The organism is Mangrovibacter sp. MFB070 (assembly GCF_000705335.1).
Classification (GTDB): Bacteria; Pseudomonadota; Gammaproteobacteria; order Enterobacterales; family Enterobacteriaceae; genus Mangrovibacter; species Mangrovibacter plantisponsor.
Genome location: NZ_JJMI01000025.1, coordinates 625130 through 650185, shown reverse-complemented (window position 1 = coordinate 650185; position 25056 = coordinate 625130). Strand labels below are relative to the sequence as shown.

Here is a 25056-nt window from a genome sequence, read left to right as displayed (position 1 = left end):
ATCTGCTGGAAGAAGTCGTTACCTTTGTCGTCCACCAGGATAAACGCCGGGAAATCTTCCACTTCGATTTTCCAGATAGCTTCCATACCCAGTTCCGGGTAAGCCACGCACTCCAGGCTCTTGATACTCTGTTGCGCCAGCACCGCAGCCGGGCCACCAATGCTGCCCAGGTAGAAGCCACCGTGTTTCTTACAGGCATCCGTTACCTGCTGGCTGCGGTTACCTTTCGCCAGCATAATCATGCTGCCACCGTGGGACTGCAGTAAATCCACATAGGAGTCCATACGCCCGGCAGTGGTTGGGCCCAGCGAGCCGGAGGCATACCCTTCCGGTGTCTTGGCCGGCCCGGCGTAATAAATCGGGTGGTCCTTGATGTACTGCGGCAGTTCTTCACCGCTGTCCAGCAGCTCTTTCAGTTTGGCATGGGCAATGTCACGCCCGACAATGATGGTGCCGTTCAGGGAAAGCCGGGTGGAAACCGGGAACTGCGACAACTGTTGCAGGATTTCACTCATCGGGCGGTTCAGGTCCACTTTCACCACTTCGCCTTCATTTTCGCCACGCAGCTCTGCCGGAATGTACTGGCCGGGGTTATCTTCCAGCTTCTCAATCCAGATGCCTTCGCGGTTGATTTTCGCTTTCACGTTACGGTCAGCGGAGCAGGACACACCCATACCAACCGGGCAGGATGCCCCATGGCGTGGCAGGCGGATAACCCGGATATCATGGGCAAAGTATTTCCCGCCGAACTGTGCGCCAAGGCCCAGGTTCTGCGCTTCGGTCATCAGTTCCTGTTCCAGTTGTACATCGCGGAACGCCTGGCCGTGTTCGTTGCCTTCTGTGGGCAGCCCGTCGTAATAGCGGGTGGACGCCAGCTTCACGGTTTTCAGGGTGCTTTCAGCCGAAGTGCCACCAATCACAAATGCGATATGGTATGGCGGGCAGGCAGCCGTACCCAGGGTACGCATTTTCTCCACCAGGTAATTTTTCAGTTTGGCCGGAGTGATAAGTGCCTTGGTTTCCTGGTACAGATAGGTTTTGTTGGCTGAACCGCCGCCTTTGGCGATGCACAGGAATTTGTATTCGTCGCCATCCACGCTGTAGAGGTCAATCTGGGCAGGCAGGTTGGTGCCGGTGTTGACTTCTTTGTACATATCCAGCGGGGCGTTCTGGGAATAACGCAGGTTTTCTTCGGTGTAGGTGTTGTACACCCCCTGAGCCAGGGCCGCTTCATCGCCGCCGCCGGTCCAGACGCGCTGGCCTTTTTTCCCCATGATGATGGCGGTGCCGGTATCCTGGCAGGTGGGCAGCACGCCACGGGCAGCGATTTCTGAGTTACGCAGGAACTGCAGCGCCACATATTTGTCGTTTTCACTGGCCTGCGGGTCGCTGAGAATGGCGGCCACCTGTTTCTGGTGCGACGGGCGCAGCAGGAAAGCGGCATCGCGGAATGCGTGCTGAGCCAGCAGGGTCAGGGCTTTCGGGTCCACCTTCAGGACGCTTTCGCCCTCGAACTCACTGACAGAGACATGGTCTTTGGTTAACAGATAGTATTCGGTATCGTCTTTTGCTACAGGAAAAGGATTCTGATAGTAGAAAGGTTTGCTCGACATTTTGTTCCTCACTTCATCCGTTATTGTCGCCGTTCTTCCAGTGATACAGCTGTTGGCGACGGTCGTTATTGATGCCTTTGCCTGCAATATGGCACGGCAAAGGCTGAGGTGTAGACAGTGTAAAACCGGGGCATAGCGCCCCGGTAATCATCAGAACATCATGGACATCCATGGGTAGCCAATCACAATCAGCGCTACCAGGAACAGGGCACCGAAGATGGTTCCCAGACGCCAGTAGTCTTTGGTCGGCAAATAGCCACTACCATAGTATATCGGGCTTGGGCCGGTACCATATGGAGTGATGATACCCATCACACCCAGTGAAGTGACCAGCAACAGGCAGAATACTTGCATGTTCATACCTGGGATGGTGGAGCCGATAGTCAGTACTGCTGGCAACAACGCGGTGGTGTGCGCAGTGGTGCTGGCAAACAGATAGTGCAGCAGGTAAAACGCCAGCAGCAGTACAATTGTTGCCGTGCCCGGAGAGATACCGCTCATCAGTGTGCCACCTTCTTTACCCAACCAGCTAATAAAGCCAGTTGTAGAAAGGCCATCTGCCAGCGCTACCAGGGTTGCGAACCACACGAATGTGTTCCAGGCTGCTTTGTTGCCTGTAATATCGCTCCACTCCAGTACACCGGTCCACAGCATCAGTGTAATAACCAGTAACGCAGCCATTGCCGGTTCAATCCAGCTGGCAGCGAAAATCCACATCATCAGTGCACAGCATACGAACACCAGCAACAGAATTTCGTTGCGTGACAACCGCCCCAGTTTAGCCAGTTCTTCACTTGCCCAACGCGGCACTTCGTCGTTGATTTTGACTTCAGGCGGATACAGCCAGTAAGCCAGCAGCGGCATAATGAGAATCAGCAGTACACCCAAAGGCAGGAATGCCATAAACCAGGTGCCCCAGGAAATAGCGATGCCGACGGTGCTTTTCACCAGCGCCAGAGCCAGCAGGTTCGGTGCCAGTGCAGACAGGAACATGGAACTGGTAATACAGGCGGCTGTAATCGCTACCCACATCAGGTACGAACCAATTCTGCGTGCGCTCGGATCATTAGGTTTTGAACCATAAAGCGGAGGCAGGTTGGCAATGATGGGGTAAATTGTGCCACCACTACGTGCCGTATTCGATGGGGTGAACGGAGCCAGTAACAGGTCAGCCAGGGTAATGGCGTAACCCAGAGTCAGGCTGCGACGGCCAAGGTATTTCACCAGAATCAGCGCCAGGCGGCGGCCGAACTGGGTTTTATCATAGCCTGCGGCAAACATGAACGCGCCGAAGATAAGCCAGACGGTGGAGTTACCGAAACCGCTAACCGCCCATTTAAAGGACGCAGCAGCCATTTTGAACTTCGGTGCGGCCATTTCATCAGGGCTGAACAGCAACCACTGACTAAACAGCGCGATGACAACGACACCTGTCAGGCCAATCACAGCACCTGGCAGCGGCTCAAAAATCAGGCCGACAATAACACCAACAAAAATGGCAAAGAAGTGCCATGCATAGGGTTGTAAACCTTCAGGAGTGGGGACCAGCAGTAGTAACACTGCTACCAGGACTGGCAGGAACATAAACAGCAGGCGATTTTTTTTACCACCTGGTGCTTTGCTTGCCGGTTTTGTAACCGATGTTTTCGCAGTTTCTTTCATGATGATTTGTCTATAAGTAGTTAAGAATCTTGTGGTGCACAGATAAGACAGCTCTGATTTTTTTAGTTACTTAAGTTTTTTTAGTTATTTAATAGTGACATTTTAATCGACCTCTCTTTGGTATTTCCTACGGAACTGTAGTGAATCTCCTGGCCCGACTAAATGTTTATATAATGCTTTTTTTGTATTTTCCACTGTTGATCAGGATCAATAAATCACAGCGATATTTTCATTTTTGAATAATAACTTTCAATGTAAATAAAATTCATAAAAATAACCTTTAATATCTTGTGTGAATTATGTGTTTTTTTTCTCTGGTTAAGGTAAGTCTTTCCTTTGTATTTTTTTTTGCATTTTTTTACGTTAACCAGGTACTGGTAAGAGTTGTTACATGTCTTTGCTGGAGCGGCTTGTGTGGGGTTTTATTGAGTTTATTAACACTTTTGATGATAGGTAAATAAAAGGTTAAATAAATTTATTGTTATGTAAAATTATAAATTTGAAATTGCTTTTTAATTAATTGATCTGGCTTTTACCTGCTCGGTAAATAGTTATTTAACTAATGTTATTACTTTTGAAACTAAAAAAGGATTTATATTAATAGCATGCAATCGGTAACGAATAAAAATTAAAAATAAGACGCCGGCAACAGAATTCAATTTTTAAATTTATGATCTTTGGAGCTGCTAATATGAACAGTAACGATAAAGTATTGAGTCCATTTACGTTACCCAATGGCACTGTATTGAAAAACCGCCTGTTGATGGCACCGATGACAACTTGTACTGGCTTTTATGATGGCACAGTCAATAGCGAACTGGTTGAGTACTACCGTGAGCGTGCTGGTGCGATAGGTACAGTTATTGTTGAGTGCTGCTTTATTGATGACCGTGGCCTGGCGTTCCCGGGTGCGATTGGTATTGATAACGACAACAAAATCGAAGGCCTGGCAAAAATCGCGGAAGCTATCAAGGCTAAGGGTTCTAAAGCAGTTCTGCAGATTTACCATGGCGGCCGTATGGTTGAGCCAAAACTGATTGGTGGCCGTGCACCGGTTGGCCCGAGTGCAGTCGCTGCACCTCGTGATGGAGCTGCCACACCAGAAGAACTGACCGCTGAAGAAGTGGATGGCATGATCACCAAGTTTGGTGAAGGTGTCCGCCGCGCGATTCAGGCCGGGTTTGATGGCGTGGAAATTCATGGTGCCAACACATACCTGATTCAGCAGTTTTTCTCTCCGAACTCAAACCTGCGTACAGACAAATGGGGCGGCAACCGTGATAACCGTGCCCGTTTCCCTATGGCTGTTCTGGAAATTACCCACCAGATGGCGCAGCAATACGCCGACCCGTCTTTTATTATCGGCTACCGCTTCTCACCGGAAGAACTGGAAGAACCGGGTATCCGCTTTGATGACACCATGTTCCTGCTGGAAAAACTGGCTGAACGGGGTGTGGATTACCTGCACTTCTCGGTTGGTTACACATTGCGTCCTTCTATTGTTGAAACCACAGACCCCACTCCGCTTATCAACAAATACGTTGCTATGCGTTCCGACAAACTGGCACAAGTTCCGGTCATGGGCGTCGGTGGTGTGGTGAATAAAGCTGATGCAGACCTGGCCCTGGAGCATGGCTATGATCTGGTCGCAATTGGTAAAGCCTGTATCGCGTACCCTGACTGGGCTGATCGCATTGCGAAAGGTGAGAAACTGGAGCTGTTTATCGACAGCACCAAACGTGAAGCCTTAACCATCCCGGAACCGTTATGGCGGTTTTCCCTGGTTGACGCCATGATTCGCGATATGAGCATGGCCTCCAAAAAATTCAAACCGGGTATCTTCCAGGAAAAAGTGCAGGATGATGCCAATGAATTGCTGATTAATGTCAGCCTGGAAACCGACCGTATTGTTGATATTGCACTGGCTGATAACCCGGCACTGGATGTTGAGTTCTCCACCAGTTTCGACATCATCCGCGAGCGTATTCTGGATGCCAACAGCCCGCACGTTGACGCGGTTACTGGTGCAACCACTCAGAGTGAAGCTGTGAAAAAAGCAGTTTCTAAAGCCATTGCCAAGTCCTGTAAAGCACAGTTGCTGGAAGACGGTGGCGATCTTAACCAACCTCAGCACTACGATGTTGTGGTGGTAGGTAGTGGTGGTGCAGGTCTGGCGGCGGCCATTCAGGCATGTGATGAAGGTGCCCGTGTTCTGATTGTGGAAAAAATGTCCAGTATCGGCGGGAACACCATCAAAGCTTCTGTTGGGATGAACGCAGCGGAAACACGCTACCAGAAATTAAAAGGCATTGAAGACAGCAAGGAGCTGTTCTACCAGGAAACACTGAAAGGCGGGCACTTTAAAAATAACCCGGTCTTGCTGCGTGAATTTGTGGAACAGGCACCGCAGGCGATTGAATGGCTGGCAGAGCGTGGTATCGAACTGAGTGATATCACCATTACTGGCGGGATGAGCATTGACCGTACTCACCGCCCGGCTGACGCCTCTGCTGTGGGTGGCTTCCTGATCAGCGGTTTGGTGAAAAACGTCAACAAACGCAACATTGATGTCATGCTGGATACTTCGGTAACCCAAATTCGTTACGAAAATGGTGCCGTCGCCGGAGTTGAGTTGTTGAATGACGAAAATGAATCTCTGGTCATCGATGCAAAAAGCGTTGTTGTGGCAACCGGTGGCTTCAGTGCTAACCGTGACATGGTTGTGAAATACCGCCCTGAACTGGATGGCTTTGTGACCACAAACCATAAAGGTGCGACAGGTTCCGGTATTGCTATTCTGGAAGCGATTGGCGCGGCTACTGTGGATATGGGCGAAATTCAAATTCACCCAACCGTTGAACAAACCACTTCCTACCTGATTTCTGAATCAATTCGTGGTGGTGGGGCAATTCTGGTAAGCCAGGCTGGTAACCGTTTCTTCAATGAAATGGAAACCCGCGATAAAGTCTCTGCGCAGATTATCGCATTACCGGAAAAATATGCTTACGTAGTGTTTGATGAACAAGTACGCCTGAAAAATAAAGCAGCGGATGAATACATCGCTCGCGGGTTTGTGGAACGTGCTGATTCTCCGCGTGAGCTGGCCGGTAAACTGGGTATGGATTACCATGCTTTCCTCGCCACACTGGAGCGTTACAATGTGTTTGTCGACAAACAGTATGACGAAGATTTTGGCCGCAAAACAGCGATGCGTCACCCACTGAACCAGGGGCCATTCTATGCGATTCGTATCGCCCCGGGGGTTCACCACACTATGGGTGGTGTGACAATTGATACCGAGACTCAGGTACTGGATGCCAGCAAAGCGGTACTGAAAGGTGCTTTTGCTGCCGGTGAAGTGGTTGGGGGTATCCATGGTGGTAACCGTATTGGTGGTAATGCGGTTGCGGATATTATCATCTTCGGTATTCTGGCAGGCCGTAACGCGGCACACAACGCGTTGCGCTAAACATCACTACGGTGCCTGCTGGCCTGGCAGGCACCGTATTTCTCCCGCAATACTGCAGGTGATGCCATGCCGCAAGAAGATCACGTTTACTCTTACTCCGCCGTTCTGATGGGTTCCCCCATCCTGTTAAAACTCTTTCAGCATAATGAACATCTGGCTCACCAGGTTTTTCGCCTGATCAAACACTACGAAAACCTGCTCACCGTAAACCGTTCACCCTCTGAAGTAATGAACATTAACCATGCTGCAGGCCTGCACCCGGTGGTGGTTAACCCGGCAGTATATCAGTTGATTAAGTGCGCTAAAGCCGCAAGCCTGCTGCCCAACAGTGCCTTTAATCTTGCCATTGGCCCGCTGGTTAAATGCTGGAAAATTGGTTTCCAGGGGAGCAGTGTTCCCCCGGCGGGCGAGATTAGCGCGCGCTTAGCCCTAACCAGTCCTCACCAGGTGATACTGGATGATGAGCAACACAGTGTGTTCCTGGCTCAGGCTGGCATGGAGCTTGACCTGGGGGCTATCGCGAAAGGGTATATCGCCGACCGGGTCAGGGATTTTCTTCACAGCCAGCAGGTTTTTCAGGGGCTGATTAACCTGGGCGGTAATGTTCAGACTCTCGGCGGAGCTTCACAAGTGAGTGGTACGCCCTGGTCTGTCGGCCTGAAAAAACCGTTTGCCGGGCCGGATGAGCTGATTGGCGTGATTGAGGTGGAAGGGAAGTCGGTCGTGACATCCGGTACTTATGAGCGCTGGTTTGAGTTTGCAGGCAAGCGTTATCACCATATTCTTGACCCGCGCACGGGGTACCCGCTGGATAATGAGCTTCACAGCGTGACTATAGTGTCGCAAGACTCTATTGATGGCGATATCTGGACCACATTGATGTATGGCATGGGGGTGGAGCAGGGGTGTGCCTGCCTGGCGAATAAACCGGGTATTGAAGCGATTTTTGTCACTAAAGACCGCAGAGTTGTTCTCTCATCGCAGCAGTTATTTACCTTCACACTGCAGGATTCATCTTACCAACTGGTGTAATTCCGCCGGTGGCGCGCAATAACACGCGCGCACCGGATAATTGTGCATGAGCCGCTACAGTTACTGGCAGTATTGTTTGAGTAATGCGTAATGCTCCGCCTGCAGGCGGTAGCGGTAAACCGGGCGGCCAGTTACACCATAGTGAATACTGGTAAACAATATTTCGCTTTGCGCCAGCCAGATAAGGTATTTCCGGCACGACACGCGGGAAATATTTACCGCGTTTGCCAGCTCATCCGTGGAGAACTCACTACCCGGATGAGCGTCAATCCACAGGCAAATGGTGCGCAGAGTTTGTGGTGTCAGGCCCTTTGGTAACCGTTTTGATTCACTGTTTTGGTGAAGACTACCGCGAATCAGCCGATCCACATCCGCCTGCTCGTAATATTGCTGGTTATCCATCAAATTTTTCTTTTGACGCCAGCCTGTCAGTGCTTCTTCAAACCGGGAGAACTGAAAGGGTTTGATCAGATAATCCACCACACCATAATTCAGCGATTTCTTGATATTGTCGGCATCGGCGGCGGAAGAAATCACAATCACGTCGATGGGGCGTTGTGCCTGGCGCAACACAGGTAACAGATCCAGCCCGTTGTCCTGCTGCATATAAATGTCCAGCAGAATGAGGTCAATAGGTTGTTGCTTGTTGAGCACCAGTTCACTGGCTTGTTGCAGCGTAGAGGCTGTGGCGCAGCAGGTAAAACCGGGCACCTGGGCAACATAACAGCGGTTCAGTTCTGCGACCATCGCATCATCATCGACTATCAACACATTGATCATGTGCTCATCCTCTTACCATCCCAGGGAAGTTGTACATAAAATTGAGTGTAAACACCGGGCTCTGATTCAACTGAAATGGAGCCACCGAGGTTTTCTGCTTGTTGCTTCGCGAGGAACAGCCCAACACCGCGTTCACTTCCCTTGGAAGAGAAACCTTTTTCAAAAATAGCCTGAACATTTTCGGGGGCAATACCCGGGCCATCATCACTTACTTCACATGAGAGCCAGCCTTCCTGGTAGTGCAGTAACACACTGACTTCCCCTTCAGGTTGCCCCTGAAGTGCATCCAGGGCATTTTCAATCAGGTTTCCCAAAACAGTGATTAATACCGCGACTTGATCTTCATTATCGTTATCCGGCATCAGGCAGTCTTCTGCCAGAGTAAGACGCAGGCCGGCATCATGAGCGCGGTTAATTTTCCCCAACAGAAACCCGACAATGACCGGCGATTTAATTTTCAACTGCAGGGAGCCAATTTCAGCCTGGTAGTTATTTGCGGTACTGAGAATATAGTCTTCCAGCCGCTCATAACTCTTCATGTGCAGTAACCCCAGAATGACATGCAATTTATTCATGAATTCATGGGAGCGTTCTCGCAACGCATCGACATAGTTTACCATGCCGCTCAGGCGCTGCATTAACTGACTGACCTCGGTTTTATCCCTGAAAGTACAAATTGCGCCAATAATCGTATTGTTACTGCGCACCGGAACGGTATTACTCAGCAGAACCCGGCCATTGAGTGTAATTTCCTGGTCCCGGAGCGGTTTACCGGTTCGCAATACTTCCCGTAGCGTGGCAATAAGCGGCTGTGAATCACTGATATGGCCGGGCAAAGGCGCATCTGCAGTACTGGTGTCACGTAGCAGTTGCCGTGCTGTCTGGTTGATCAAATTAACATGGGCCTGGTCATCAACCGCGATCACCCCTTCTTTAATTGACTGCAACATGGTCTGGCGTTGTTCAAACAACGTCGATATCTCATAGGGTTCCAGGCCAAACAAAATGCGTTTCAGCATCCGTACCAGGCACCAAATGCCAATGGCACTGATTAAAGCACCGAACAGCACGGTCCAGATAATGCTCCAGCGGCTGTGATTAATTTGTGCTTTTACCTTATCGAGGGAAATACCTATCGCTACCACGCCAATTTGTTGGTGCTGGCTATCATAGACCGGGGTATATACCCGTACAGCTTCACCCAGTACCCCATGGTTAACTGAGACATTCTCATTACCAACTAACGCCGTGTTAATGTCACTGCCAATATAGTGGTGGCCAATGGCGTCTTTGTTTGGGTGGGAGTAACGAATACCATCCATATTGGTAATCACAACAAACAACAGGTCATTACGTTTGCGAATGGCTTCCGCCAGAGGTTGGATTTGCCGGGTTTGTGGCGGTTGTAATAACGCCTGTTGAACTTGTGGTGAGTCTGCCAGGGTGCGGGCGACAGCCATAGCCTTGTCTTCGAGCCCGTCACGCGTGGCATCGCTTATCTGAAAAAAGTAGAGCAGATGAACCACTAACAATAATGGAATAATGACGGCGCTCACCATCAAAATGACGGATGTGCTCAGCTTCATTGGCCGCTTGCGAGCCGTCCGGGGTTGCTGCGAGTCGCTCATAAGCGCCCTTAACACAAAAAAACATGGGATTATTATCGCCTGGTGGCGTTATTTGTAAATGACTGATGCCGGGTAAAAGCAAGTTTAGTTTGATAAATCAGATATTGCTTTGTGGCAGGTTAACCTAAAAGCAAAAGTGGTACTTTTTGTAAGTTATAAAACTGCCTTACTGGTTGACAAAGGGTGAGAGTGAGTCAATGCAGGTCAGTTTATTTTAGAGAAGCAATATTAAAAACTTAATGTGAGTAACCGGATTAATTACTTTGTTAAATATATCTGGATGGCTACGGTTTTCTCGATGAATGTGCATGGTATATTCTAAATGGAAAAGAACAGACACCAGGTAACGTTGTGTGACGTGGCATGCAAGTGAATTGCATGGCACGTTATTGTGGTCAATAAAACGGCTGTTTTTTATTGAATCATTAAATGTTTCTGGATAATAAGTAAATATCGAGTGTTTTATATTTGTAGCATCATTAATGTTAATTAAGGCATTTTTAATGACGAAAAAGTCTTCTGAATGTTGCTGTTGTGAATTTTTCCTGTACTATTCTCCTGCCTCTGGTGAGGTATATTAAATTCATAATTATCGGCGTTTTTAATTTAATTGCTTTATGTTTTTTTGTGTTCATTTATCAGAATACAGTTTTTTAGCAAACGGTGTTTATTTACAAGGAACGAATGTGCTTGTTTGTTAAGTGGTGCGTTTTTGCATGTATTTAACAGGTAAGCCGAGGACGGCAATATGTATGTGCATATTGCTAACAGTAACCCTGTAATGGAAATAAAAAGGAGTTTTGTGTGAGAAAGCTAGCTTTAGCCATGGGTATCAGTGCTGCATTTTTGGCGTTTCCTGCCGTAGCCAGTACCGCAAGTGATGAAAACCGTACTATCGCGTATGTTACCTCCTGGGGTTTCACGGATGCCGATCCTGCCCCTATTTTGGCTGAATCAAAAGTCGATACCTATTTACTGTCTTTTGCTCGCTGGGATGCGCAAGGCAATATTACATCATCTGATGATATCGCAACGCCGATGCCTTACGACCCCTGGTGGATTGCTGGTGGGTATTTAGGGTGGACGCACATGAAGTATGACCACCCGGAAAGAAAAATTCTTGCCGCTTTTGGTGGCCAGACGTATGAAGACATGTGGAGTTACATGGATACGCCAGAGCGCCGCGAAGCCATCGCACAGTCTCTGGCTGAACTGCTGAAAACCCCTTACCCGGTGTATAAGCGTGGTCTGAAAGAGTCAGAGATTGACGGCGACTGCCAGTTCTGGAACTGGAATGGCTCCTGTAATACTGACGTGTATCAGAAAGCAGGTTCCGTTTACCTCGATGGTATCGACTTCGATTTTGAAAAAGTCGCTCGCCTGACAGAAAAGGAAAACGAAAACTTGTTATTGCTGGCACAGCGCCTGCGCGAGTTAATCGGTAAAGATAAAGTTATCAGTCTGACAACCTACCACGTTGGCGCTGACCCGGTTGAGTGTGCAAATAATACCGTGGTTGATAACTGCTCTTATATTGAAGATAAACGCTCCGACCACCATGGTGAAGTTCTGCCTTTGCTGGAAAAGAGTAAAGACTTATTCGACTTCTTTAATGTAATGGCTTATGACGCGGGTCCGAATTTCCGTTGGCAGGTTGCTATGGAAAACTATGCGCGCGCAATTGGCGATAAATCAAAAGTTGTTCTGGGTGCCACCATTAACTCTCAGTGGGGGCCGGTAAGCAACTTTATTGAAAGTAAAGAAAATAACCTGGCGCGTGCAGAGTGGCAGGCAGCCAATGGCTACGGCGGTTTCTTTGTCTGGACCTTCGGCGCAAATACCCAGAATATGCCGCTGTCTGAGCAGGTAGCATATGTGAATGATATGCGTGAAGCGGCTGATAACGCGGCACCGTCTGTCGAATTACCACCTTCCGGCATTGTGGTTTCTCCGCAGGCTGTCACTTTGACGCTGCCAACAGAGTATTTCAATGGTAATAACCGTGTGGTGATTGACCGCCAGAAAGGGGTGCTGGGCAACGAGAATCTGGGGTACACCCAGTCAGGTAAAGCCTGGGGATACCGCTACAGTGGTGCTCTGCCTTCAGTATTAACGTCCGGGATTACGCACACAGCAGAAGGCATGACGGAGATAGCTTTCCCTGCCTCCATCAGTGTGGGCGACAAGCTGTTCTTCCGCAGTGTTGACCCGAACCTGACCAACAGTGTTTTAGCAGATTTTGGCAGCGTTACTGTCACTCAGTCCATGCTGGACAACGGAACTTTTTTGCCGCGCGAAAAGTAGTTAAGTAAATGGTTGCTGGCAAGATGTTTGCCATCAGCCCCAGGAGGCCCAGTGGGCCTTCTGGTTATTAATATCAGCGTGTTATGTGTTTTTTCTCCAGCTTAAAAATTAATTTACAGCAGCGTTTTGTACAAATAATGCTCAGTAAGGTTTCCGGTATTAATGAGGTGCCTGTCTATGATAACCACCCGAATACGTCAGCAGAGTCTCAATATCATCGCAGTCATAATGATAGCGAGTTGCTGTGTTGCGGTTTATTTCACAGCCCGGGCCCCATTTTCAGAAATTAATAATGACTTTAATGAGAAAAACAGTGTTGGCGATGATACTATTCATCTTGCTGCAGCCTTTGCTCAGGCTCCACGGGACGGGCGTTGGGCATGGCATGAATCACAAGTTTCTCTGAGCAGTGAGCAGGTTAATAATGCCCCACCTTCCTCTCTGGCTTTGAAACTGGTGGGGGTAGTAAGCCACAAAGATTGTGAGCGGGCTCTGGCTATTGTTGAGTTGGGTTCCCGGCAATACAGTTACTCATGTGGTGAAGTGGCAGACCTTCCTGGTGTGCATATTATGCGTGTGTTAACCGATCGGATTGTTATCAAGCATAAAGGTTATTTTGAAACCGTGCATATCGACAAAAAAGATGCGGGATAACTCACAAGCGTAAGTTAAAGACCTCTGCCATCAATGGGATGATGGCTAATAACAGAAAGGATTCTGGATGAGCAAAGCAACAGTAATCTATGAACACGTAAAGTGTTTTTTTAAATACAGTATCGCAGGCTTCCTGATGATACTGATTCCTTTCTGTAGCACTGCTGAAAGCTATTCTGCTAATTTCCAAAATACCGAAATTCGTGAGTTTGTTAATACAGTCAGTAAAGTATTAAATAAAACGATTGTTATTGATCCTGCTATTCAGGGAACAATTAATGTTCGCTCTTATGATTCGCTGGATAGTGAACGGTATTATCAGTTCTTTCTGAGTGTATTGCAGGTTTATGGTTTTACTGCTGTTAATATGCCTGGGGGTATCACCAAAATTATTCCGGAGCGCAATGCGAAATCAGCCGGAATCCCTTTGGTTCAGGATGGCGATATTACCCGCCATGATGAAGTTATAATGCGGATTGTGCCGCTGGATAATATTTCCGGCCGCGAACTTGCACCTTTATTACGCCAGTTGAATGATGCGGCTGAAGGTAGCGTGGTGCATTATGATGCCGCCAATATGTTGTTGATGACCGGGCGTGCTTCTGTCGTTGAGCGCCTGGTGGCGATTGTTGCCAGAGTGGACAACCGCGCACAGCACCACGTAGAAACCCTGGCCTTGCATAATGCTTCGGCCAGTGATGTCGTCAACATGGCGAATGCCCTGCATCGCGATGGTACCGCAGGGCAGCCCGGCACTGTTGGGCGTATTCATGCCAGTATTGTGGCTGATGATCGCACGAATACCGTGCTGGTCTCTGGAGATGCGCCGGCGCGAGCACGCATGATTCAAACACTGCAGAAACTGGACCGCGAGCACAGCCCCGGGGCCATGGGGGGCAATACCCAGGTTGTTTATCTTAAATACGCGAAAGCGGCACAACTTATTGATGTACTTAATGGCGTCATCAATAAATCGGTGGACAGCAGCGACCCGGCGGCGCCAGTAGTCATTGAAACCAGTAAATCCACCCCTGTCTCTGTTACTGCAGACGACCAAACCAATTCATTGATTCTTAATGCGCCAAATCACATCATGCGCCAACTGCGTGATGTGATTGACCAACTGGATATTCGCCGCCCGCAAGTACTGGTTGAAGCGATTATTGCTGAAGTTTCCGATGCGCAGGGGCTTAACTTCGGTATCCAGTGGATGAACAATTCCGCAGGCGGCACGAATTTTGGTTCTGCCACCGATCCCTCTGTCACTGCTATCCCTGGCAATGGCATGGGGCAGGTCCTTGGCAGCGCGCAAGGGCTGGCGGCCGGTTTCTATCGGGGAAACTGGGCTGGGTTACTCACCGCGCTGCAAACCAGTAACCAAAACAATATTCTGGCAACCCCCAGTATTGTCACGCTTGATAATGTGGAGGCCGAGTTCACGGTTGGGCAGGATGTACCGGTTTTAACCGGCTCACAAACCACTTCCGGCGACAATGTTTACAACACTGTTGAACGCCGCAGTGTGGGTATAAAGCTGAAGGTGACTCCACAAATTAACCTGGGTGATACGGTTCGCCTGGATATTGAGCAGGAAGTGTCCAGCGTGTCCACTTCTGCTGCCAGCAATACTTTAGGGCCAACATTCGACACGCGTAATGTGCGTAATGCGGTACTGGTCGGAACCGGGAATACTGTGGTGGTCGGCGGCTTGCTGGACAACAGCACCAGTGAAGGTAACAGTGCGGTGCCATTGTTAGGCCGCATTCCGGTACTGAAACATTTGTTTGGCACGACCAGTAAATCTACATCCAAACGTAACCTGATGCTGTTTATTCGCCCTACTATCATGCGCGAGCAGGAGCGCTATGATCAGGTCAGCCTGCAATCCCTTTCACGCTTTAAACAACATGATTTCTCTACTCCGGCAGACCAGGTGTTTCACCAGGCTCTGGACCAAAGTGTGGGCGCAGGCGGGCAAACGGTAAATGCCATGCTGAACGACATTCAGCGTTTCTATGCCGGGAGTGGTAACGAATGACGGGGTTATTGCCATTCGCTTGGGTACAGAAACAAGGCGTTTTTTATCAGCCTGATGGTAAGCAACCGGTTGTATGGTATCGCCATGGTGTATCCGCCGGAGCCTTACAGGAAGTATACCGTGTCGCAGGCGCAGCACCGCTTTATGAATTGAGTGATGCGGCGTTTCGCCAGAAAATCACCGAAGCCTATCAACAGGAAGGGAGCCAGGCCAGCCAGGTTATGGCTGAGCTGGAAAATGACGACGATCTTTTCCAGGTGATAAACGCATTACCCGAAAACGAAGACTTGCTTGATTGTGATGATGGCGCGCCGGTGGTGCGTTTTATTAACGCTATGTTGGGGGAGGCCATCAAAGAAGGGGCCTCGGATATTCATATTGAGCCCTATGAAAAGCATCTTGCCATCCGCTTCCGGGTGGATGGTGTGTTGCGCCCGGTTCTGACACCACCACACCATCTTGCCGCTGTATTAATCTCGCGCATCAAAGTGATGTCCCGGCTGGATATTGCAGAGAAGCGGGTGCCACAGGACGGGCGTATTACTCTGCGAATTGGTGGCCGGGCAGTGGATGTGCGTGTGTCCACATTGCCGTCTCGCCATGGTGAACGCATTGTGTTGCGCGTGCTGGATAAAAACAGTGTGCAACTGGATTTATCCAGCCTTGGCCTGGACCGGCATAAACGCACAGCTCTTGAATCGCTGCTGGCTCAGCCTCATGGCATTATTTTGGTTACCGGGCCAACAGGGTCTGGTAAAAGCACCACGTTATATGCGGCACTGAACCAGATTAACACCAAAGACCGCAATATTATGACGGTGGAAGACCCGGTGGAATATGAGCTGGAGGGTGTTGGGCAAACCCAGGTTAACCCCAAAGTTGATATGACGTTTGCCCGCGGGTTACGTGCCATTCTGCGCCAGGACCCGGATGTTGTCATGATTGGTGAAATCCGCGATGGCGAAACAGCAAAAATTGCCGTGCAGGCCTCGCTTACCGGGCACCTTGTGCTGTCAACACTGCATACCAATACAGCTATTGGCGCGGTAAGCCGGTTGCGTGATATGGGCGTGGAGCCTTTTTTACTGGCAAGTTCACTGATTGGGGTGCTGTCGCAGCGCCTGGTTCGCACCCTGTGCCCGGCATGCCGGGTTCCCGTCACTTACACCACTTCACAGTTATCCACTCTGGGTATTTGCATGAAAACGCCGCTGGCGGCTTTTCAGCCAGGCGGGTGTTCTGCGTGTAACGGGCATGGTTACCGTGGCCGAACAGGCATTCACGAACTGGTGCTGGTTGGCCACGCCATGCGCCAGGCTATTGCCGATGCGCAGCATGATGTCGGCCTTGAACAACTCATTCGCCAGGATACGCCCGGTATTGTGCATGACGGGTTGGAGAAAATTCAGTCTGGGGTCACGTCCCTTGAGGAAGTGCTCCGGGTAACCAGCCAGAGGTAGCCCATGAGGTATCGTTATGTTGTGGCAGGGCAGAATGGTAAGCGCCAGCGTGGCTCCCTGGAGGCTGAATCACCCAAAGCGGCCCGCCAGTTGCTGCGTGAGCGTTTTCCGCAAATTCTTTCAGTGAAAGAAGAGCGTTTATCTGCGTGGGGCACCATGCGCCAGGCACGCCTGAATGGGCAGGCGCTGGTGTTATTTACCCGCCAGTTGGCGACATTGTTGGGGGCCTCGCTACCACTGGAAGAAGCACTGCTGTCGCTGGCACAACAAAGTGAAAAAAACACTATTCGGCACATTATTGAACAACTACGCCGCCAGGTACTGGAAGGGCGTACATTTTCCGATGCCCTGGCGCAGTTTCCCGCTTCATTTTCACCTTTGTACCGCGCGTTAATTACCGCAGGTGAGTTGTCCGGCCATCTGGACGCGGTACTTTCCCGGCTGGCCGACCACCTTGAGCGCAGCCAGGCCTTGCAGGGGAAATTATTACAGGCATTGTTGTATCCGCTGGTGTTGACCACGGTTGCTCTGGGCGTGGTCGCCATTCTGCTTACTGCTGTAGTGCCGGGCGTGGTAGAGCAATTTATGTATTTACAACACAGTCTGCCGCTTTCTACCCGCATTCTCATCGCCCTGAGCGATACCGCAAGGGACTTCGGCCTCTATTTTTTGTTGGCGGTGTTCATGCTCTGGGGCGGGCTTTCTCAGGCCTTGAAGCGCCCTGCAGCCCGCCTTGCCTGGCACCGTGCTTTTTTACGGGTTCCTGTTGTCGGCCGGGTGGCGCTTAACCTGAATATTGCGCGCTACGCCCGCACATTAAGCATCCTGACCAGCAGTGCCGTACCGTTATTAGACGCCATGGGGATCAGCGCCGCAGTGGTAACCAACCAGTCAGTGCAGGGCCGCTTAGAGCATGTGCGTGATCAGGTACGCGAAGGGTGCTCATTAGCGGCAACACTGGGCGAAACCGGAATGCTTTCGCCCATGATGCGCCACATGATTGCCAGTGGTGAAAACAGTGGTGAACTGGAAAACATGCTGGAGCGCGCGGCAGATTTACAGGAAAACGCTTTTCACAGCCAGGTTTCTCTGGCTATGGGCGTTTTTACGCCAGTGCTAATCACCGGCATGGCTGGAATTGTCTTTTTTATCGTCATGGCGATTCTGCAGCCCATATTGCAGCTTAATAGTTTAATGGGATAACCAAAGAAAAGGAGTTTATTTATGTTGTCATCGCAGCGTCAGCGGGGGTTCACCCTGCTCGAAATTATGGTTGTCGTTGTGATCCTCGGTGTGCTTGCCAGCCTGACAGTACCGGGGCTGATGGGGAATAAAGACCGGGCAGACCGGCAAAAAGCTGTCAGCGACATCACAGCTATCGAAAATGCCCTGGAAATGTACCGGCTGGACAACGGTATTTATCCGTCAACAGAGCAGGGCCTCCGCGCGCTGGTCAAAGAGCCAGCCATTGCTCCGTTGCCGCGTAATTATCGCCAGGAAGGGTATTTACGCCGCCTTTCGAATGACCCGTGGGGGAATCCTTATCAATACCGCCACCCGGGCCAGCATGGTCTGGTTGATATCTGGTCATGGGGGATGGAAGGCGAAAACAGCCAGAACCTGATTGGCAACTGGGATGCGGATGAATAAAACCTCTGCGTCCGGGTTCACGCTACTGGAAATCATGCTGGTGGTGGTCTTGATTGCCGGGATGGCGATGCTGGCTGTCGGCACCCGCCCCGGCAATGACGATAGCGAAAAGCTTGCGCTGTCACTGGCGAAATCGCTGGACAGCCGGGCGGAACAGGCAATGCTGGACGGACAGCTCTATGGCGCTTTCCTGTACAGCAACGGCATGGATATTTACCAGTTGTCTTTGCAACCCAACCAGGGGGTACAAAGCCATGCCTGGCCGGGCTACCGTTGGCAGAAAGTCCCGCTGGCACGGCGCAATCGCCCGTTCCGGTTACCAGAAGGCTGGTCGCTGGATTTGGTCATTGAAGGCCAGCCGGTTCCTCTCGCTCCTTACCCTCAGCACCCGGCCCGTGATCCGGTTCTGGTCTTTTTCCCCGGTGGAGAAAGCAGCGACTTCCAAATTGCGCTCAACCACAACGGTGCTACCCGTTACCTGGTCATGCCGGTTGATGGGTATATTGTGCACCGTAGCGGGAGGCAACCATGAAATGCCGTGGCATGACATTGCTCGAAGTGATGCTGGCGCTGGTCATTCTGTCTGTGGCCGGGCTGGCATTGATGCGTTCTGGTGCCGAGCAAAATCGCCATTTACAGCATATGGAGCAACGCCAGTTAGCGCTGTGGGTCGCAGAAAATCAGGCAGTACGTTTACGCCTTGCTAAAAGTATCACAGCAGGGAGTGAGCATACGCTGGCAACCGAAATGGCCGGGCGGCCATTCATTATTACCTGGTCTGCAACCGCCACATCTTCGCCCAATGTAGTTTCACTCCATTTGCGTGTTCGCTCCCCCGGGCCATCGCAGCCGCTGCTTTATGACATGTCTTTTTTGCATTCATCATGACAACACAGTCTTCGCGTGGCTTCACGCTTCTTGAGATGTTACTGGCTATCACGGTTTTTGCAGTGATGAGTGCGGCAGGCCTGGCGATACTTCAGGGTACCTTGCGCGCCGGGCAGCAAGTGCAACAGGCCACAGGGGATATCACTGCATGGCAACGGTTAATGTGGCGCCTGGATCAGGACTTTAGCCAGGCAGTAGCACGGCCACGGCTCCCAGGCTCTGGTACGGCAGGTAGTGCGGGGGATTTCCGCTTGCAGCGAGATAGTGAAACAGACAACGGTAGCCACATTGTGACACTGTTGCGCAGCAATAAGCTTAATCCAGGCGGCCGTTTCCCCAGAGCCTCAATGGAGTGGGTGCAGTGGCGTATCAGTAGTGGTGCACTGGTGCGCATAAGCTGGCCATACGGCGCAGAACAGCCAAACCCCGTGACACAAATTGTTTTGCCGGAGGTAAGCAGTTTTCATCTCCGGGTTTTTAATGGTGCGCAGTGGCAACCAAACTGGCTGTCTGCCAACACAGTTCCCCAGGCCGTAGAAATCACGGTGTCCGGGCCGCGTTTCAGCCAATTACAGCGGGTCATTCCCATTGTGGAGGGGGTGTAATGAACCCGCGCCGCGAGTGGAGAAATGAACAGGGGATGGCCTTGTTGATGGTGCTGTTGATAATCGCCAGTATGTCAGTATGTGTGTCACTTACCCAGACGCACTGGTTCAGCTTTTTCCAGAGAACCGTTTCTTTTCAGTCTGCCAGCGAGGTGCGCCAGCAACTGGCCGGTGCGGAATCTGTGCTGGTTTCGCGCTATCGCCGGGTGTTGGCCAACCCGGTGCTTCAGCCTTCTTACCCCTGGCTTACTCGCTGGCACTCTATGGAGCTGGATGGGCAGCATGGCCAGTTTCTGGTTCGGGATTTGCAGGCCTGTTTTAACCTCAACGCCATACTGGCGCAGGGCGCCGGAGCAGGTGCAGAAACCGTACCGCAACAGCTTTTGCGCCATTTACTGGTTGCCACAGGCAGCGACTCCAATACGGCCCGGCAGGTAGTGGCATCGCTGGTGGCTCAAAAACAACAGGAAGGCAAAGGGTTTGCTGATGTCAGCGAACTGCGCCTGAGCATGCGATTACCTGCGAGCCAGGTTACCCGGTTACGTTCACAACTCTGCGTGTTACCGGTAATGGACCTGAAAATTAACCTTAATGGGCTAACTCAACGCCACGAGCCACTGCTGGCCGTACTGTTATCTGCAGCTGATGAACCACTGAGCGGCAGTGCACTGCTGGCTTTGCGCCCGCAGGCTGGCTGGCAGAGTATTGATCAGTTCATGGCATCGCTGGAAGACGATGCCCTCAGGCAACAATTAGAAAACTTGTCGCCTTTTTTAAGCACCGGCAGTGATTTTTATGAATTTACCCTGCGTATGGATTCGCAGCCATTTGCACAATTACGCAGCCAGGTCCGTAACCAGGGCCGTTCTTTTACTGTATTTCGCCGTTTGTATGGTCCAGAGGAAGGATAACCATCAATGAAGATGAATACACAAGGCCATTTAATTCTCAGAGCTTCCCATCAATCTGATGCACTATTTCACTGGTTTTACTCCCGCGGGTGGGATGAAGGCCTGGGCGGCACCACACGTGATGGCAGCAACCTTCCGGCAGGGTGCCGTGACGGCCGGGTAACACTGTTACTGCCTGCCGGGCGCGTGATCTTTCGTGTGTTGCCTGCTAACTCGCGCTGGAAACGCCCGGATCCTCAGGTGTTACTGTGGCAGGTGGAAGACGAATTATTGGCTGACGTGAGCCAACTCCACGCCATTATCACTGGCAGTGATCAAACAGGTCACTATGTTCAGGCGGTAGACAAGGAATGGCTCTCCCGGGTGTTACACCAACTTGCTCAATGGGGGATCTGCCCCGGGGCTATCCACCCCGATAGCGCCGGGCTGGAGCCGGGGTACTGCATTCGTTTATGCGACGAATGGGTTTTTCGTCCAACCCCGGGCACTGCTGCCACACTGCCGGAAAGCTGGTGTGAGGCCTGGCTTGCTCAGCAGCATAGCTCATGCCTGGAAGTACCGAATACTGATGCCGACCCGGTTGCAGTGATGCAGATCCTGAGCCGGAACTTACCTGAAGGCCGCGGGTTCCAGTCTGCCAAAGAGCACCTCAGGCTGTCGTTGTCAGGCCTGCCAGGCAGGCGGTTATTGGCCTTTGCCTGCATTTTATGCCTGGTTGTGCTTTGTTTTTACCCCATGCTAAGTGCCGGGGCGCGTTACTGGCAGGCATGGCGGCTGGAGCAGCATTCGCTTCGCCAGGTCGAAATGACTTTTGGAAACACACCTCGTGGTATCCCTCCGGGAGTCTGGCTGGAAAACCGGGCACGCGGGAGCAGCGGGCGGGTGGGCAGCCGGTTTACAGAGGTGTTTCATGCCAGCAACGCTTTTCTGCATAACCTGCCTCATGGGCATGTTGAATCTGTGCTGTGGGATGGCAAAGAAATGCAATTACACCTGGTCGATGTGCCTGCCGGTTTAGCTGTGCTGGCACAGCAGCACAGCCAGGGAAGCCTTGAGGTAGTGGTTCAGGATGAAAACCCCGGTATTCCGGGAGCACAGGTTGTTATACGGGAGCGCCGCCCATGAAAAAATATATTCAGGCTTTTCTGGCAAGCAAAACATCCAGGGAAAAACGCCTGTTAATGCTGGCCCTGGTCATGGTGTGTGGCGCGTTATTTAAATGGGTATTTTTTGATGTCGGCAGCATGCTGGGTAACCGAAGCCAGCGGGCATTAACTGCGGCGCAAGTGGATGCTCAAAAAGTTGCTTATTACCTTGCCGGAACGGGGTGTGCTGATTCGCTGTTTAACCAGGCTGAGAAAACGTTGCCTGCCGGCCTGACACTTCTTTCTCACCAGAACACAGAGCAAATACTCTCTCTGTCTGTCGCGTATAACCAGCAATTACAGGTGATGGACTGGCTGGTTAATCTTGAACACCAGGGGATGCACCGGATAGACAGCGTAAAGGTATCTGCCGGTAAAGCTGATGTTGTGTTGTCACCAGGCATGAGGTGTTCCGATAATGGCCGTTGATCTTATTTTCCTGCCGCTTATTGCTGTGCTCGGTGCCTGTGCCGGTAGTGTGGTTAATGTTCTGGTTTGGCGCATTCCGGTAATGCTGGCACAACCCCATAACCGTGATTTCAACCTCTGCCTGCCGCGTTCACACTGCCCGCAGTGCAAAACGCCGGTTGCCTGGTATTACAATGTCCCTCTGGCGGGCTGGCTATTGCTGAAAGGGCGTACCGCCTGTTGCAAGCAACCACTGGCCCGGCGTTATGTACTGACTGAGTTAGGGCTGGCAATGCTCTCGCTTTTGCTGGCCTGCCTGCTGAGCAGTGAAGTTCTGCTCGCTGCCGGTGTGTTGTTTTCTGCGCTGCTGGTTGGGTTGTTGCTAACAGACCTGGAGCATATGTTGCTGCCCGATATGCTGACGCAACCCCTGTTATGGTGCGGTCTGTTATTGGCACTTTCCGGAGCCGGCCCGGTGAGCCTTGAATCGGCCGTAGTCGGGGCTGTTACGGGGTATTTGGTGTTATGGCTGCTGTACTGGGTTGTGCTGCTGGTGCGCAATAAAGAAGGCATGGGGCATGGGGATTTTAAACTGCTGGCGGCGCTGGGAGCATGGTGCGGCTGGCATATGCTCCCGTCTGTTTTGCTGGGGGCGGCATTATTAACCCTGGCCTGTATGCTGGCAGCACGCATCATTCACCAGCGTTCACTCCAGGAAGCCATACCTTTTGGACCGGGGCTGGCAGTAAGTGGCTGGCTGGCCTGGTTGTTCGCCATTCACCAGTCGCTGGTTTGGTGAATGGCCTGCCTTGCTGGGGCCCGGTCGTTACGGGCTGACAAAGCGAGATAACACACCGCTCAGCCGGGTGCATTTACTGGCATCAGGCTCTGTGTCTTCCACTAGCTGGTGGTAACGCAGCGTAGTCAGTGTGGGGAGTTGGCGAAACTCAGCAGCATGCGTATTCCAGTTGCGTTGCCGGGCAAGGCTGGTGGCTCTGGAGTACAACGTGTTGTTATCCGGCACGGCTGTTTGCCCACAATGCGTGCGCAGGTATTGTGCACCAGCAACCAGAGAGGCCAGTTGCGATACCTGTTCCATTACCTGCGGGTTAGCTGCCTGTTCAGGCATTGCCTGGGTAGATGTCTGGCAGCCAGTTAAAGCCAGACCACATGCCATGACTATGGCGGAAGAAAGGTGAGAAAAGCGCATTGTCGTTCCTTCGCGTTGTTGCCAGTTTGCCATCCGCAAACCGGGTTAAATACCACTTTTAACCTGCGGCTCCAGTGCCGCATGGTGCCGTTATCATACCTTAAATGCAGGGCAAATGCCGCCTGTTGACGTGGTGCAGGGGCGTTTTCCTGGCCAATCTGCAGGGTATTACTGTAATGCAGGATGACATTGTCCGTTATTCAATAACATCTGTCTTAGGAACGTAATAACGGACAACGTATTTTGATGGATAATCAAACAACTGTTCGTTTTCCATGGCGTAGCCGGGTAATTGCACCGGTCTGTGCCGTTTTCGTTCGTTGCTTTACTTTTATCTGCCGTCACACGCAGATTTGGCAACAGTTGTGGAGACTCCCTGATGTACGACTCAATTGACCAGCTGTTTACCCGTGCTGAAAGCCTGCTGGCTGCGGGTATGCACCGCCGTGCTGCACGTTTACTGCGTGATATCGCCACTTCTCCTGAAACCCCCGATTCCGCCCGTAAACGCGCCTGGCATATGATAGGTGAGCCGCAAATCTCAGCAGATGAAAAACGCCGCCAGGGAATGGAGAAAGCGTTGCAGGCAGCGCAACGGCACCAGCAACTGGTGGATGACCGCAAGCTTGTGATGGCCTATTTCAACCAGGGATACAGTGCACCTGAGGTACAGAGCATGACCGGGCGTTCAAAAGCTTTTGTTGCTGCCTGGCATAAAAAGTGGGCAGATCTTCAGTAACGCGAAGGCGGCACGCCAAACATTTGGCGAAAAGCATAAGTAAAGGACGCGACGCTGGCATAGCCTAAATCCAGTGCCACTTGAGTCACACTGTGGTTATTTTTCAGTAAAATAACGGCATCCAGCAAGCGCATTTTCTGTTTCCATTCACTGAATGTAATACCGGTTTCTTTTTTGAAGCGCCGGGAAAAAGTGCGAACAGACATGCCACAGTGAGCAGCCCATTCATCAATAGTATGGGCGTGCCCGGGTTCAGCCTGAATAGCCCGGCACACCTGCATAATTGCCGGGGAAGCAGGCCAGGCAAGCGAGAAACCTGCATCAGGTAATTGTTCCAGTAAGTGGAGTAATACCGTAACCAGCATGCCATTTGGCCCGGTTTCTTCATAATGCGCCGGAACATGAGTTGTCGCATGGTGAATAAATTCCCGCACAAAATGGCTCACCACCACTACATGGCAACTGGCGTGATTCAGTGTGATTTTTCCCGGTGAGATATACAGGCTTTCCAGCTGGGTATCACCGCTGGCCTGCACCTGGTGCGGCGTATTTTGTGGGATCCAGATACCATGAAATACCGGCACAAACAGTGCCCTGCCATCCACCTCAACCCGCATTCCACCTTTGCGCGCATAAAGAAACTCAACAAACTCATGCTGGTGCTGAGCAACGTAGTGGTTGTTGGGTATTGGGTAACTGCGGAAATACACCGGCCGGGGCAGGTGGGTGATTTCTGCCACACGGGTAGCAGCTGCGTCTTCAACTCTGGCAGGGCGTGGCATCGCAGGTTGTCCTGTTTTCGATATAAATTGTCTTTGTATGGTAATACCTGCCATGGGGGAATTCCATAAAATAATCAG

The 25056-nt window shown here is 51.2% G+C and carries 22 protein-coding genes; 16 read left to right on the top strand and 6 right to left on the bottom strand.

Annotated elements, in window-relative coordinates:
- Positions 1-1613 (bottom strand): class I fumarate hydratase FumA (fumA, locus tag DT73_RS15165; protein WP_036110612.1); only part of this gene is annotated, 1613 nt, incomplete at its 3' end.
- 150 nt (positions 1614-1763) lie between these two features.
- On the bottom strand, positions 1764-3275 hold the full coding sequence (locus tag DT73_RS15160; RefSeq protein ID WP_036110610.1) for an anion permease: 1512 nt from the start codon (positions 3273-3275) through the stop codon (positions 1764-1766).
- Positions 3276-3966: 691 nt separating this feature from the next.
- Between DT73_RS15160 and DT73_RS15155 the strand changes: the two genes are divergently transcribed.
- Positions 3967-6744, top strand: a complete 2778-nt coding sequence (locus DT73_RS15155; RefSeq protein ID WP_036110898.1) for a flavocytochrome c — start codon at positions 3967-3969, stop codon at positions 6742-6744.
- Positions 6745-6810: 66 nt separating this feature from the next.
- On the top strand, positions 6811-7776 hold the full coding sequence (locus tag DT73_RS15150) for an FAD:protein FMN transferase (protein ID WP_036110609.1): 966 nt from the start codon (positions 6811-6813) through the stop codon (positions 7774-7776).
- 60 nt (positions 7777-7836) lie between these two features.
- On the opposite strand, the gene dcuR is transcribed toward DT73_RS15150, so the two are convergent.
- Together dcuR and DT73_RS15140 are read right to left on the bottom strand one after the other, a co-directional pair.
- Complete coding sequence (gene dcuR / locus DT73_RS15145) at positions 7837-8556, bottom strand: two-component system response regulator DcuR (protein WP_036110606.1); 720 nt, start codon at positions 8554-8556, stop codon at positions 7837-7839.
- Positions 8553-10184 carry a sensor histidine kinase gene (locus DT73_RS15140; RefSeq protein WP_036110603.1) on the bottom strand — a complete coding sequence of 544 codons (1632 nt, stop codon included), beginning with the start codon at positions 10182-10184 and terminating at the stop codon, positions 8553-8555. Before DT73_RS15140 ends, dcuR begins: the two co-directional genes overlap by 4 nt.
- A gap of 804 nt (positions 10185-10988) precedes the next feature.
- Here DT73_RS15140 and DT73_RS15135 point away from each other — a divergent pair.
- The 13 genes from DT73_RS15135 to DT73_RS15075 all read left to right on the top strand — a co-directional run bounded on the left by DT73_RS15135 (position 10989) and on the right by DT73_RS15075 (position 23046).
- The gene (locus DT73_RS15135) at positions 10989-12488 is read left to right on the top strand and encodes a glycoside hydrolase family 18 protein (RefSeq protein ID WP_152552527.1); all 1500 of its coding nucleotides are present in this window, start codon (positions 10989-10991) and stop codon (positions 12486-12488) included.
- A gap of 177 nt (positions 12489-12665) precedes the next feature.
- Positions 12666-13142 (top strand): type II secretion system protein N, encoded by a 477-nt coding sequence (locus DT73_RS25170; RefSeq protein WP_160173973.1) that lies wholly within the window; start codon positions 12666-12668, stop codon positions 13140-13142.
- A 136-nt stretch (positions 13143-13278) separates the two neighbouring features.
- Positions 13279-15180: a type II secretion system secretin GspD gene (gene gspD, locus DT73_RS15125; RefSeq protein WP_036110887.1), complete on the top strand. Its 1902-nt coding sequence runs from the start codon at positions 13279-13281 to the stop codon at positions 15178-15180.
- Positions 15177-16640, top strand: coding sequence for a type II secretion system ATPase GspE (gspE, locus tag DT73_RS15120; RefSeq protein WP_036110600.1), 1464 nt, complete (start codon positions 15177-15179; stop codon positions 16638-16640). Before gspD ends, gspE begins: the two co-directional genes overlap by 4 nt.
- Positions 16641-16643: 3 nt before the next feature.
- Entirely contained in the window at positions 16644-17843 is a 1200-nt protein-coding gene (gene gspF / locus DT73_RS15115) for a type II secretion system inner membrane protein GspF (protein ID WP_036110599.1), read from the top strand.
- Between the two features lie 21 nt (positions 17844-17864).
- Positions 17865-18290 carry a type II secretion system major pseudopilin GspG gene (gspG, locus tag DT73_RS15110; protein WP_036110596.1) on the top strand — a complete coding sequence of 142 codons (426 nt, stop codon included), beginning with the start codon at positions 17865-17867 and terminating at the stop codon, positions 18288-18290.
- Positions 18283-18822, top strand: a complete 540-nt coding sequence (locus tag DT73_RS15105) for a prepilin-type N-terminal cleavage/methylation domain-containing protein (RefSeq protein ID WP_036110595.1) — start codon at positions 18283-18285, stop codon at positions 18820-18822. The genes gspG and DT73_RS15105 overlap by 8 nt, the downstream gene beginning before the upstream one ends.
- Positions 18819-19178, top strand: a complete 360-nt coding sequence (gene gspI, locus DT73_RS25165; protein WP_051691403.1) for a type II secretion system minor pseudopilin GspI — start codon at positions 18819-18821, stop codon at positions 19176-19178. The genes DT73_RS15105 and gspI overlap by 4 nt, the downstream gene beginning before the upstream one ends.
- Entirely contained in the window at positions 19175-19783 is a 609-nt protein-coding gene (gspJ, locus tag DT73_RS15095; RefSeq protein WP_036110594.1) for a type II secretion system minor pseudopilin GspJ, read from the top strand. Before gspI ends, gspJ begins: the two co-directional genes overlap by 4 nt.
- The gene (locus DT73_RS15090; RefSeq protein ID WP_036110592.1) at positions 19783-20694 is read left to right on the top strand and encodes a general secretion pathway protein GspK; all 912 of its coding nucleotides are present in this window, start codon (positions 19783-19785) and stop codon (positions 20692-20694) included. The genes gspJ and DT73_RS15090 overlap by 1 nt, the downstream gene beginning before the upstream one ends.
- Positions 20695-20700: 6 nt before the next feature.
- A complete protein-coding gene (gspL, locus tag DT73_RS15085; RefSeq protein ID WP_036110590.1) occupies positions 20701-21819 on the top strand; it encodes a type II secretion system protein GspL in 1119 nt (372 codons plus the stop codon).
- Positions 21816-22268, top strand: coding sequence for a hypothetical protein (locus DT73_RS15080; protein WP_036110589.1), 453 nt, complete (start codon positions 21816-21818; stop codon positions 22266-22268). Before gspL ends, DT73_RS15080 begins: the two co-directional genes overlap by 4 nt.
- Positions 22258-23046 carry an A24 family peptidase gene (locus DT73_RS15075; protein ID WP_036110588.1) on the top strand — a complete coding sequence of 263 codons (789 nt, stop codon included), beginning with the start codon at positions 22258-22260 and terminating at the stop codon, positions 23044-23046. Before DT73_RS15080 ends, DT73_RS15075 begins: the two co-directional genes overlap by 11 nt.
- A 27-nt stretch (positions 23047-23073) precedes the next feature.
- Here DT73_RS15075 and gspS read toward each other — a convergent pair whose 3' ends face one another.
- Positions 23074-23490 (bottom strand): type II secretion system pilot lipoprotein GspS, encoded by a 417-nt coding sequence (gspS, locus tag DT73_RS15070; RefSeq protein WP_084172291.1) that lies wholly within the window; start codon positions 23488-23490, stop codon positions 23074-23076.
- A gap of 346 nt (positions 23491-23836) precedes the next feature.
- Here gspS and DT73_RS15065 point away from each other — a divergent pair, with 346 nt between their 5' ends.
- Positions 23837-24196, top strand: a complete 360-nt coding sequence (locus DT73_RS15065) for a hypothetical protein (RefSeq protein WP_036110587.1) — start codon at positions 23837-23839, stop codon at positions 24194-24196.
- Here DT73_RS15065 and DT73_RS15060 read toward each other — a convergent pair.
- Positions 24190-24978 carry a helix-turn-helix domain-containing protein gene (locus DT73_RS15060; RefSeq protein WP_084172290.1) on the bottom strand — a complete coding sequence of 263 codons (789 nt, stop codon included), beginning with the start codon at positions 24976-24978 and terminating at the stop codon, positions 24190-24192. The genes DT73_RS15065 and DT73_RS15060 overlap by 7 nt on opposite strands.
- Between the last annotated feature and the right edge of the window lie 78 nt (positions 24979-25056).

Excerpts from the sequence above, each read along its gene's own strand:
- DT73_RS15065 (WP_036110587.1), top strand. The coding sequence starts at position 23,837 with ATGTACGACTCAATTGACCAGCTGTTTACCCGTGCTGAAAGCCTGCTG.
- DT73_RS15060 (WP_084172290.1), bottom strand. The coding sequence starts at position 24,978 with ATGCCACGCCCTGCCAGAGTTGAAGACGCAGCTGCTACCCGTGTGGCA.
- dcuR (WP_036110606.1), bottom strand. The coding sequence starts at position 8,556 with ATGATCAATGTGTTGATAGTCGATGATGATGCGATGGTCGCAGAACTG.
- DT73_RS15140 (WP_036110603.1), bottom strand. The coding sequence starts at position 10,184 with ATGAGCGACTCGCAGCAACCCCGGACGGCTCGCAAGCGGCCAATGAAG.
- DT73_RS15105 (WP_036110595.1), top strand. The coding sequence starts at position 18,283 with ATGAATAAAACCTCTGCGTCCGGGTTCACGCTACTGGAAATCATGCTG.
- gspL (WP_036110590.1), top strand. The coding sequence starts at position 20,701 with ATGAAGATGAATACACAAGGCCATTTAATTCTCAGAGCTTCCCATCAA.
- gspJ (WP_036110594.1), top strand. The coding sequence starts at position 19,175 with ATGACAACACAGTCTTCGCGTGGCTTCACGCTTCTTGAGATGTTACTG.
- gspF (WP_036110599.1), top strand. The coding sequence starts at position 16,644 with ATGAGGTATCGTTATGTTGTGGCAGGGCAGAATGGTAAGCGCCAGCGT.
- DT73_RS15075 (WP_036110588.1), top strand. The coding sequence starts at position 22,258 with ATGGCCGTTGATCTTATTTTCCTGCCGCTTATTGCTGTGCTCGGTGCC.
- gspE (WP_036110600.1), top strand. The coding sequence starts at position 15,177 with ATGACGGGGTTATTGCCATTCGCTTGGGTACAGAAACAAGGCGTTTTT.
- DT73_RS15090 (WP_036110592.1), top strand. The coding sequence starts at position 19,783 with ATGAACCCGCGCCGCGAGTGGAGAAATGAACAGGGGATGGCCTTGTTG.
- DT73_RS25170 (WP_160173973.1), top strand. The coding sequence starts at position 12,666 with ATGATAACCACCCGAATACGTCAGCAGAGTCTCAATATCATCGCAGTC.
- gspD (WP_036110887.1), top strand. The coding sequence starts at position 13,279 with ATGATACTGATTCCTTTCTGTAGCACTGCTGAAAGCTATTCTGCTAAT.
- gspS (WP_084172291.1), bottom strand. The coding sequence starts at position 23,490 with ATGGCAAACTGGCAACAACGCGAAGGAACGACAATGCGCTTTTCTCAC.
- gspG (WP_036110596.1), top strand. The coding sequence starts at position 17,865 with ATGTTGTCATCGCAGCGTCAGCGGGGGTTCACCCTGCTCGAAATTATG.
- DT73_RS15150 (WP_036110609.1), top strand. The coding sequence starts at position 6,811 with ATGCCGCAAGAAGATCACGTTTACTCTTACTCCGCCGTTCTGATGGGT.
- DT73_RS15160 (WP_036110610.1), bottom strand. The coding sequence starts at position 3,275 with ATGAAAGAAACTGCGAAAACATCGGTTACAAAACCGGCAAGCAAAGCA.
- DT73_RS15080 (WP_036110589.1), top strand. The coding sequence starts at position 21,816 with ATGAAAAAATATATTCAGGCTTTTCTGGCAAGCAAAACATCCAGGGAA.
- DT73_RS15155 (WP_036110898.1), top strand. The coding sequence starts at position 3,967 with ATGAACAGTAACGATAAAGTATTGAGTCCATTTACGTTACCCAATGGC.
- gspI (WP_051691403.1), top strand. The coding sequence starts at position 18,819 with ATGAAATGCCGTGGCATGACATTGCTCGAAGTGATGCTGGCGCTGGTC.